At 72.1% G+C, this 9747-nt stretch carries 13 protein-coding genes; 12 read left to right on the top strand and 1 reads right to left on the bottom strand.

Annotation, left to right across the window (positions count from 1 at the left end):
* Nucleotides 1-355 (bottom strand): DEAD/DEAH box helicase (locus AB0G02_RS20980; RefSeq protein WP_360796958.1); only part of this gene is annotated, 355 nt, incomplete at its 3' end.
* Nucleotides 356-896: 541 nt separating this feature from the next.
* Between AB0G02_RS20980 and AB0G02_RS20975 the strand changes: the two genes are divergently transcribed.
* The 12 genes from AB0G02_RS20975 (at nucleotide 897) to AB0G02_RS20920 (ending at nucleotide 9652) form a co-directional block, all read left to right on the top strand.
* Nucleotides 897-1274, top strand: coding sequence for a histone-like nucleoid-structuring protein Lsr2 (locus AB0G02_RS20975; RefSeq protein ID WP_360796956.1), 378 nt, complete (start codon nucleotides 897-899; stop codon nucleotides 1272-1274).
* 278 nt (nucleotides 1275-1552) lie between these two features.
* Nucleotides 1553-2260 carry an AfsR/SARP family transcriptional regulator gene (locus tag AB0G02_RS20970; protein WP_360796954.1) on the top strand — a complete coding sequence of 236 codons (708 nt, stop codon included), beginning with the start codon at nucleotides 1553-1555 and terminating at the stop codon, nucleotides 2258-2260.
* An 8-nt stretch (nucleotides 2261-2268) separates the two neighbouring features.
* Entirely contained in the window at nucleotides 2269-3033 is a 765-nt protein-coding gene (locus AB0G02_RS20965; RefSeq protein ID WP_360796952.1) for an AfsR/SARP family transcriptional regulator, read from the top strand.
* A gap of 113 nt (nucleotides 3034-3146) precedes the next feature.
* Nucleotides 3147-3410: an acyl carrier protein gene (locus AB0G02_RS20960; protein ID WP_360796951.1), complete on the top strand. Its 264-nt coding sequence runs from the start codon at nucleotides 3147-3149 to the stop codon at nucleotides 3408-3410.
* A gap of 43 nt (nucleotides 3411-3453) precedes the next feature.
* Nucleotides 3454-4683, top strand: a complete 1230-nt coding sequence (locus tag AB0G02_RS20955) for a beta-ketoacyl-[acyl-carrier-protein] synthase family protein (protein ID WP_360796949.1) — start codon at nucleotides 3454-3456, stop codon at nucleotides 4681-4683.
* Entirely contained in the window at nucleotides 4683-5420 is a 738-nt protein-coding gene (locus AB0G02_RS20950; RefSeq protein WP_360796946.1) for an alpha/beta hydrolase, read from the top strand. The genes AB0G02_RS20955 and AB0G02_RS20950 overlap by 1 nt, the downstream gene beginning before the upstream one ends.
* Nucleotides 5417-6379 (top strand): thioesterase family protein, encoded by a 963-nt coding sequence (locus AB0G02_RS20945; RefSeq protein ID WP_360796943.1) that lies wholly within the window; start codon nucleotides 5417-5419, stop codon nucleotides 6377-6379. Before AB0G02_RS20950 ends, AB0G02_RS20945 begins: the two co-directional genes overlap by 4 nt.
* A complete protein-coding gene (locus AB0G02_RS20940; protein WP_360796941.1) occupies nucleotides 6376-7425 on the top strand; it encodes a beta-ketoacyl synthase N-terminal-like domain-containing protein in 1050 nt (349 codons plus the stop codon). Before AB0G02_RS20945 ends, AB0G02_RS20940 begins: the two co-directional genes overlap by 4 nt.
* Nucleotides 7422-7709 (top strand): hypothetical protein, encoded by a 288-nt coding sequence (locus tag AB0G02_RS20935; protein ID WP_360796938.1) that lies wholly within the window; start codon nucleotides 7422-7424, stop codon nucleotides 7707-7709. The genes AB0G02_RS20940 and AB0G02_RS20935 overlap by 4 nt, the downstream gene beginning before the upstream one ends.
* Entirely contained in the window at nucleotides 7706-8221 is a 516-nt protein-coding gene (locus AB0G02_RS20930) for a 3-hydroxyacyl-ACP dehydratase (RefSeq protein ID WP_360796935.1), read from the top strand. Before AB0G02_RS20935 ends, AB0G02_RS20930 begins: the two co-directional genes overlap by 4 nt.
* Nucleotides 8218-8952 (top strand): 3-oxoacyl-[acyl-carrier-protein] reductase, encoded by a 735-nt coding sequence (gene fabG / locus AB0G02_RS20925; protein WP_360796932.1) that lies wholly within the window; start codon nucleotides 8218-8220, stop codon nucleotides 8950-8952. Before AB0G02_RS20930 ends, fabG begins: the two co-directional genes overlap by 4 nt.
* Before the next feature lies 1 nt (nucleotide 8953).
* Nucleotides 8954-9652 carry a DsbA family protein gene (locus tag AB0G02_RS20920; RefSeq protein WP_360796930.1) on the top strand — a complete coding sequence of 233 codons (699 nt, stop codon included), beginning with the start codon at nucleotides 8954-8956 and terminating at the stop codon, nucleotides 9650-9652.
* Nucleotides 9653-9747 lie beyond the last annotated feature (95 nt).

The following is a 9747-nucleotide window of genomic DNA, read 5'->3' as shown; positions in this document are numbered from 1 at the left end:
GCTGGCCGCCGTAGATCGGCACCACCCGCGCGCCCAGCTCCCGGCCGTACCGGTGCACCGCTTCGGAGACCTGCACCGCCAGTTCCCGCGTGGGCACCAGCACGAGCGCGAACGGCTCCCGCCGGGTCCGCTCGCCACCGGCCATGCGCTCCAGCACGGGCAGCGCGAACGCGGCCGTCTTGCCGGTGCCGGTGGCGGCCTGCCCGAGCAGGTCGCGGCCTTGCGCCAACGGCGGGATCGCCTCGCGCTGGATGGGGGTGGGCTCCTCGTAGCCGAGGCCGGACAGCGCCCGGAGCAGTTCGGGGCGCAACCCGAGGTCGGCGAAGCTGGTCCGGTCGTCGGGCTCGTCGTTCATGCCGTCAAGTCTCGCTGATCGCCCCTGAACCGCTCGGTGAGGGGGTCCGCATCACGCGGGGGCGCGCGTGCGGGGATGTCGTGCGCGCGGTGGTGCGGCACCCCGTCGGACCGGTCGTGGTAGCGGGCGAGGCCGACGCCGTCACGGTCGTCGAACGTGCCGTCGACGTCCCGCGTGCACATCTTCGACCCCCCACGTGCAGCGTCAACAGTTGACCGCGGCGCATTCGTGGTGAATCGCCGCTGAACGGCCGGTGTCGGCACGCCGCCCAGGCCGAAGAATTGCGGACGACCGCCCACGGCCGCGGCGCGGTGGCATTTGTCGTCGACGTCCGGCGGGCACCGGCGACGGGAGCGGTGGACCCGGTGGTCCGGCCTTCCCCGACGAGGGCGCCGAATTCGCCCCGAAGGCAAGATTGCGGGCGTCCGCTATACCGCTCCTATACTTCACGATCGACATCCCCGTCGTGGTCGGCTCACCGGTACCGTGCCGCCAGTTCGATACCGAGCGTGAGCTCTCGACCCACGGGGGAGTCGTGCGCGTGGCGGTGGACGACCTGGACGGGCACCCCGGGCGCGACGTCCGGCCGGTCTCGTTCGGCCTCGACGGCGTGTGGTTCGAGATCCGCCTCGGCGCCGCGAACGCCGCCCGCCTGCGTGCCGCGCTGGACCGGTTCGTGCGCGCCGCACGCCGGGTTCCCGGTGCTCCGCCGGTGCGGGCGCGCGGCTTCGACGGACACGTGGCGAGGACCGTGCGGGAGTGGGCGCGTGAGCACGGGTACCGGATCTGCGACCGCGGCCGGATCTCCGCCATCGTGCTGGACGCCTACGAGCGGGCCCACCCCACGAGGCGCGGTGCGGGCGGCGTGCGCGACACTCCTGATCACCCGCGCCGGCCGGGTCGACGTGACCCACCGTAGCGACCGCCGTCGGCCGGGCAAGTTCGCCGGCGACGGCAACAGCGGTCGGAGCCCGGCGCTGGCCCGTTCGGCGGCATACCGCGACGGCACCTCCCGAGTGGTCCAAATGATATTTCCCCCCATCGAGCCGGGCTGGGCAACATGTCAACGCTTTAGCTGGGCGATTTTTGGGTACACGGGCCGGCTACTGCGCGCTCTGCGTCGTCTAGAGACTGGGGGTCGTGACCATGCAGGTGCAGATTCTCGGTGCTGTCGCCCTCGCACGTGGGGATCGTCGGATGGGTGTCGCCGCTCGTCAGGTGCGCACCCTGCTCGCGCTGCTGGCGCTTTCACCGGGCACCCCCGTTCCGTTCGACCAGTTGGTCGAGGAATTGTGGTCGGGTAAACAGATGGGAAACGCCCGCAACGCGCTCCAGGCGAATGTGGAGCGGCTGCGCAAACTGCTGGAGCAGTTCGGGGACGTGCCGGGTGACTGCCTGGTCCGCACGGTGAGCAGCGGCTACGTGCTCGACCTGCCGGCCGAGGCGGTCGACGCGCACCTGTTCCGCGAGCTGGCCGACCGCGGTTCGGCCCTCGTGCTGCAACGCCCCGACGAAGCCATCGACCTGCTGGAGCGTGCGCTGCGGCTGTGGCACGGCCCGGCGCTGTTCGACGTCAGCGACGGGCTGCGGTTCCGCATCGAGGCCGCCCGGCTCGACGAGCGCAGGCTCAGCGCCCGCGAGGACCTCATCGCCGCCAAGCTCGCCAACGGCGAGGACCGCGGCGTCGTGTCGGAGCTCAAGCAGCTCGCGGCGGAGTACCCGGAGCGGGAGCGGTTCAGCGAGCAGCTGATGGTCGCGCTGTACCGCAACGGCAGGCAGACGGAGGCGCTGGACGTCTTCCACCACACCCGCAGGCGTCTGGCGAGCGAGCTCGGGTTGGAGCCCGGCCGCGCGATGCGTCGGCTCTACCAGGCGATCCTCGTCCACGACCAGGTACTGCTGTAGGAGGCGAAGTGCTGGAGTTCCGGGTCTTGGGGCCGGTCGAGGTGCACCACGACGGGCGGGAGGTGCCGCTGGACGGGTCGAAACCGCGCACTGTGCTCACCGCACTGCTGCTCGCCGACAACGGCGCCGTCTCCGACACCCAGATGAGCGATTTCCTGTGGGGCGACCACCCACCCGCCACGTTCAACGCGCAGATCTACACCTACGTCTCCCGACTGCGCAAAACGCTCCGCCGGGAGGTCGGCATCACCCGCCGTTCGCGCGGTTACGAATTGCGGCTCACCGAGTGCGCGTTCGACCTGAAGGAATTCGAGGAGCACGCGGCGCAAGGCCAGTCGGCGCTCGCCGCGGCCAGGTACGAGGATGCCGCCCGGTCGTTGCGCTCGGCGTTGCGGCTGTGGCGCGGCCCGGCGTTGACGGGGGTGTCCGAGCACCTGGCCGACGCCGAGGCGCCGCGCCTGGAGGAGGCGCGCATCGCCGCGCTGGAGAGCCGCATCGAAGCGGACCTGGCGCTGGGCAGACACGCCCAGCTCCTGCCCGAGCTGACCAAGCTCGTGCACCAGTACCCGTTGCAGGAACGGTTCCGCGCCCAGCTCATGACCACGTTCTACCGCTGCGACCGGCAGGCCGACGCGCTCGTGCTCTACGAGGAGGGCCGTCGGATGCTGGCCGACGAACTGGGCATCGACCCCGGTTCGCTGCTGCGCGAGGTGCACCTGGCGATCCTCACCGCGGACCCCGTGCTGGCCTCGCCGCGCCGGGTCGCGGTGTAGCGCCACCGGACCGCGGCCCGACCGGCGTATAGCCCGCCGCATAGGCCGGATATAGCCGCGAAAAGCATTCTGGGAACCGGCAGCGCACAAACCCGTGTTCTCGGAGGTGTCCAGTGACCAGTTCGGTGCAGATCGACGCGGACGGCCAGGCGAAGATCAAGGAGATCGTGTCGGAAATCCTCGAGATCGACCCCGAGGAGATGACCGGCACGAGCCTTTTCAAGGAGGACCACGACGCCGACTCGCTCGGCGCCATCGAGATCCTGTCCGCGTTGGAGCGCACCTTCGACGTGGAGATCGACCAGGCCGAGCTGACCCGGATGGTCAACCTCGAAGGCGTCATCGCGGTCGTCGCCGAAGCACAGGCCGCCCGGTAACCGCCACCCGTCGAACGGTCCGGCACCGGACTTGGAGGACACGATGCACGACGGAGGGCCGCCTCGCCGGGTGGTGATCACGGGTCTTGGCGTGGTCACCAGCATCGGCATCGGCGTCACCGAGTTCCTGGCGGGCCTGCGCGAGGGCCGCAGCGGGATCAAGCCCATCACCTCGTTCGACACCACCGGCTTCAGCCACGCCAACGGCGCCGAGGTCACCGACTTCGACCCGGCTGCGTGGCTGGAGCGCGTGGACCCCGACGAGCTCGGCCGGGCCGGGCAGTTCTCCGCCGCCGCGGCGCGGATGGCCGTCGCGGACGCGGGCATGACGCTGGACGAGCTGCGCGGCAGGCGCTCGCTGGTGTCCGTGGGCACCACCGACGCCGAGTCGCGCGACCTGGACAACCTCGTCGCCCAGCAGATCGAGCACGGCCCCGGGTCGTGGGACCCCGTCGTCGCGCGCCGCTCCACGGCCGGGCGGCTGTCGTCGAGCATCGTGCGCGAGCTGGCGCTGACCGACGTGGAGGCGGTGACCATCCCCACCGCGTGCGCGGCCGGCAACTACGCCATCGGCAACGGCTTCGACGCCATCCGCGAGGGCGAGCTGGACGTCGCGCTGGTCGGCGGCGCGGACGCGGTGTGCCGCAAGACGTTCACCGGCTTCTACCGGCTGGGCACCATCGCGCCGGAGGTGTGCGCGCCGTTCGACAAGGACCGCAAGGGCATCATCACCGGTGAGGGCGGCGGCATCCTCGTCCTGGAGTCGCTGGAGTCCGCGCGGGCCCGCGGCGCCCGGATCTACGCCGAGGTGCTGGGCTACGGCCTCAACTGCGACGCCAACCACCCCGTCGCGCCGGACCGGGACAGCCTGGCGCGGTGCATCGAGCTGGCGCACCGCAACGCGGGCGTCAAGCCCGAGGACGTCGACTTCATCTCCGCGCACGGCACCGGCACCAAGGCCAACGACGTCACCGAGTCCGGCGCGATCCGGCAGGTGTTCGACGCGCCGCCGCCCACCGTGTCGATCAAGTCGATGCTCGGTCACTCGATGGGCGCGGCCTCGGCGCTGGCGTCGGCGGCGTGCGCCCTGGCGATCACCGAGGGCTTCATCCCGCCCACCATCAACCACACCGAGACCGACCCCGAGGTGGGGCTGGACTGCGTGCCCAACCAGGCGCGGCCGGCGACGTTGGACGTGGTGCAGAACAACGCGCTGGCGTTCGCGGGCAACAACTCGGTGCTGATCCTGGGCCGGTACCGGGACGCGGTGTGATGGTGCCCGACCGGGGCGCGGCGGCCGTCCGGGAGGTCCGCGCGCTGTTCCTGCACGGCCTGGCGGGCAAGGCGGAGGTGTGGCAGGCGCTGGACCTGCCGCCCCGCTTCACCGCCGAGGCGCCCGAGCTGCCCTGGCACGGCATGGCCGACCCGGCGTGGAGCCACCACCCCGACCCCGGCCGGCTCGTGGTGGACGCCGTGTCGATCGGCCACGAGGTCGTGGTGGCGCACTCGTTCGGCGCGAACCTGCTGCTGGAGTGCTACGCCGACGGCCGCGTGCCGCCCCGGCCGACGGTGCTGGTGTGCCCGTTCTACCGGCCGGAGCCCGCCGACTTCGACTGGTCCACGATCTCCTACTACCTCAACGACTTCCACCGCACGTTCACCGAGGCGCTGCGCGTCGGGGAGACCGCGCGCTACCCGCAGGCCCGCCGCGAGTGGCTGGCCAGGGCGCTGCGCGACCAGGTCGGCCCGTACGGCTGGACGCGGTGGTTCGAGACCTACCTGCGCACCCCGTTCCTGGACCTGTCCGGGATCGACGCGCCGGTGCTCGTGGTGAGCGGCGTGGACGACATCGCCGCACGACCCGACGACGGCCGCGCCCTGGCCAAGGCCCTGCCCCGCGGCCGGTCCGAGCTGCTGGACGGGTGCGGCCACTTCCCGATGATCGAACAGCCCGACCGCCTCGCGGCCCTGGTCCGCGACTTCTTCGACGAGCATTTGGAGCTGACGTGACCACCACGACCGTCTCGCTGCGGCCCCGCTACGAGGGCTCGAACATCTGCACCTGGATCGGCTTCAAGCACGTCAACTACATGGTCGAGGAAGCGGTGCTCGACCACCTGCGGCAGAGCGGGTTCCCGGCCGGTGCGCTCTACGAGCGGTTCGGGCTGTGCACCGACATCACCGACCTCGACACCAAGATCCTCACCGCGTTCCACATCGACGACCTCGCGCAGGCGACGGTCGAGCGGGTCGACGGCGACGGGCCGCTGAAGCTGCTGGTGGAGCTCACCGTGCAGCGCGAGGGCAGGACCGTGAAGGCGGTCAAGTCCAAGGTGTCGGTGTCGTTCCGGCTCGACCCGCACGGGTTCGACGCCGAGCCCGCCCCCGCCGAGCTGCTGCCGCACGTGGTGGACCGGATCGACGTGCCCGAGCGGGTCGTGCTGGACAAGGTCGGCGCGGTCGAGCCCGTCGCGGTCGGTGACGCGGACCCGCTGGACTTGCTCACGGCCGGCAAGAACGCGTTCGCCTGGGCGTGGCGGATCCCCTACTTCTACTGCCACTTCACCGAGCGCGTGCAGATGTCGGGCTACCTGCGCCAGATGGAGGAGATCCTGGACCTGTTCGTCGAGGAGCGCGGCGCGTCGATCAAGACGCTGCTGGACGAGCAGAACTGGATCCCGGTCGTGCCGCACTCGCGGATCACGTTCCTCGGTGAGGCGAACATGGAGGAGACCCTCTACACGGTGTTCACCGTGGAGCGCGTCTTCAAGCGGTTCACCTTCACCGCCCGGATGGACTGCTACGTGCTGCGCGACGGCGAGCTGGTGCCCACCGCGACCGGTCGCATCACGCACGGCTGGGCCGTGATCGAGAACCGCAAGGACTGGAGCCTGGTCGACTTCGACGACCGCCTCCTCGGCGCGATCACCGGCAAGGCGGGGTCCCTGAGCGGTCGGGGCGTGTCGTGACGGCTCCCGTGGTGCCCGGGTCCTCCGCGGACGGGCTGGTCATCTCGGCGTGGTCGGCGGTGTCTCCGTTCGGCATGGGCTCCGAGGCGTTCACCGGTGGTCTGCGGGCGGGCGTCCCGGCGCTCGCCCCGGCGCCCGGCGGCCCGTTCGAGCAGGCGGCGCTGGTGCCGGACTTCAGCGCGGCGGGCGTGCTCGGGCGCAAGGGCACCCGCACCATGGACCGGGTCACCGCCCTGGCGGTCAGCACGGTCGGCAGGCTGCTGGAGGAGTGCGGCCCGGAGCTGCTGGAACGGCCCGAGCGGGTGGGCGTGGTGCTGGGCACCGGTTCGGGCAGCGTGCAGTCCATCATGGACTTCACCCGCGACGGCCTCACCGGCGGCAAGCCCTACCACGTCGACCCGGCGCTGTTCCCGAACACGGTGATGAACCGGGCCGCCGGGCAGAGCGCCATCTGGCACCGGATCAAGGGGCCCAACACGACCATCGCGGGCGGTGCCCTGACCGGGTTGCTGGCGTTGAGCTACGCGGCGCGGCTGCTGCGCGGCGGGCACGCGGACCGGGTGCTGGTCGGCGCGGCCGAGGAGTACTCCGAGCAGCGGGCGTGGCTGGAGTGGCGCGGCAGCGAGGGCGCGGCCGGTCCCCTGGGCGAGGGCGGCGCGGTGGTGCTGCTGGAACGCGAGTCGACCCGCTCGGGACGGCCGGTGCTGGCCCGGGTCGTGGCGACGAGGTTCCGCGGGTTCTTCGAGCCCGGCGGCGCGGCGGAGGCGTTGCGCGAGTGCGTGCGCACCGCGCTGGCCGAGGCCGCGGTGGACCCGGCCGAGGTGGTGCTGGTGTCCACCGACGGAGCCGAGGAAGCCGCCGTGGAGCAGGCGCTGGGCCGCACGCCCGAGTGGCTGCGGTGCGTGCCGCTGGTCGGGGACACGTCGGCGGCGGTGGCGAGCTTCCAGCTCGCGGCGGCCATCGCGTCCGGCCGCTCGGGCACCGCGCTGGTGACCGGCGTCGAACGTGACGGCACGGTCGGCTGCGTCGTGCTGGACCTGCCGTGACGACCGTGTTCGTCGACCCGGCGGACCCCGTGTTCGCCGGGCACTACCCGGGTTTCCCGATCATGCCGGGGCTGTTCGTGCTCGACCACGTGCGGGCGGCGCTGACCGGCTACCGGGTCACCGCGCTGGACCGGGCGCGGTTCCTGCGGCCGGTGTTCCCCGGCGACACGCTGACCGTCGACGCGGTGCTGACGGCGGAGGAGGACCACGTGCTGTGCACGGCGAAGGTGTCCACCGGCGCGGGTCCGGTGGCGGAGTTCAAGCTGCGGCTGGTGGCGTCGTGACCGCGCCCGAGGCTGCCGCGCCCGGGACGACCGCTCGCGGACCGGACGGCCGGTCGGCGGGTGTCGGGCTCGCCGGCATCCGGCGGGTCATCCCGCACCGGTTCCCGGTCCTGCTGGTCGACCGGGTGTCCGAAGTGGACCCCGGCAGCAGCATCGTGACGCTCAAGGCGGTCAGCGGGCGGGAGCCGTGCTACGCCGACCCCGACGTCGAGGACGCCTACCCGCTGGGGCTGCTGGTGGAGTCGTGGGCGCAGTCCGCGGTGCTGCTGACCCGGTGGGACCACCCGAACCCGGACGTGCGGGCGGACAAGGTCGAGCTGATCAGCGGCATCCGGGACGTCGTCGTGCACGGCGACGTGCTGCCCGGCGACGTGGTCGAGCACCACGTCCGCCTGGTCCGGGAGGTGGCCGACGCGGCGATCCTCGCGGGTCACAGCCTGGTCGGCGGGCGCAAGGTGCTGGAGGTCGGCTCGTTCACGATGGCACGGCGCAGGGCGGAGGAACTGGCATGAGGCGCGTGGCGCTGGTGACCGGCGGGTCGCGGGGCATCGGCCACCAGGTGGTGGCCCGGCTCGCGCGGGACGGGTTCGACGTGGCGTTCTGCTACCAGTCGAACGCGGCCGCCGCGGAGGTGGTGGAGAAGGAGGCCGTCGCGGCGGGCGCGGCCGTGTTCGCCGCCCAGGTGGACGTGGCCGTGAAGCGCGAGGTGGACCGGTTCGTCAAGGACGCCGAACGCGCGCTCGGACCGCTGCACGCGGTCGTGTCGTGCGCCGGGATCGTGCGCGACAACCCGTTGGTGCTGATGAAGGAGGAGGACTGGCAGCGGGTGCTGCGGGTCAACCTCGACGGCACGTTCCACGTGGCGAAGGCCGCGGTGTTCGCGATGATGAAGCGCAAGGCCGGCGCGGTGGTGACCATGTCGTCGGTGGCCGGCGTGCACGGCCACGCGACGCAGACGAACTACTCGGCGTCCAAGGCGGGCATCATCGGGTTCAGCAAGGCGTTGGCCAAGGAGGTCGGCAAGTACGGCATCCGGGTCAACGCGGTGGCGCCGGGGTTCATCGAGACCGACATGGTCGCGGGCCTGGGCGAGGACTTCGCCGCCCGCCTCGCGCCGCAGATCCCGCTGGGGCGCTTCGGCCGGCCGGAGGAGGTGGCCGACCTGGTGTCGTTCCTGGTGTCGGACCAGGCCTCCTACGTCACGGGCCAGGTGCTCGGCGTTGACGGCGGGCTGGTGGTCTGAGGTGGCGCGCGAGCCCAGGTTCTACTTCTCCCTGCGCAGCCCGTACTCCTGGCTGGCCTACCACGACCTGCTGCGCGAGTACCCGGACGTGGCGGGCGCGATCGAGTGGGCGCCGTTCTGGGAGCCCGACGAGCGCAACGAGCGGGCGCTGGCGGAGCGCGGCGAGCAGTTCCCGTACGCGGCGATGTCCCGCGCGAAGCACTTCTACATCCTCCAGGACGTCGCCAGGCTGGCCGCGGCCCGCGGGCTGGAGCTGAAGTGGCCGGTGGACCGGGAGCCGGTGTGGGAGATCCCGCACCTGGCGTACCTGGTGGCGCTGCGCGAGGGGTTGGGCGCCGAGTACGTCGCGGCGGCCTACCGGGCGCGGTGGGAGCAGGGGCGCGACATCTGTTCCCGCGACACCGTCGCGTCGATCGGCGTCGAGCTGGGGCTGGACCCGGACGAGGTGGCGGGCGCGAGCGAGGACCCCGGACTGAGGGCGCGCGGCGTCGAGCTGCTGGTGGACGTCTGCAAGGACGGCGCGTTCGGCGTGCCGTTCTTCGTGCACCGGTTCACCCGCTTCTGGGGCGTGGACCGGCTGCCCGACTTCGTCGCGCACGTGCGGTCGAAGCTCGCGCCGGCCGGTGCGCTGCCCGCGACGTCCACCGCGGTGGGCGTGGGGCGGTCGTCCGACGAGGGGCACGCGGGCGGCTGCGGCTGACCGGACCGCGGGCTGACCGCCGCCCGATCCGGTTAACCGGTTAATGTCATCGGGGTGAAGCCTCTGCGTTGGGGTGTCCTCGGTGCCACCGCCCA

Source organism: Actinosynnema sp. NPDC023658 (assembly GCF_040639995.1).
GTDB lineage: Bacteria > Actinomycetota > Actinomycetes > Mycobacteriales > Pseudonocardiaceae > Actinosynnema.
This window is presented reverse-complemented; position numbering and strand designations above follow the sequence as displayed.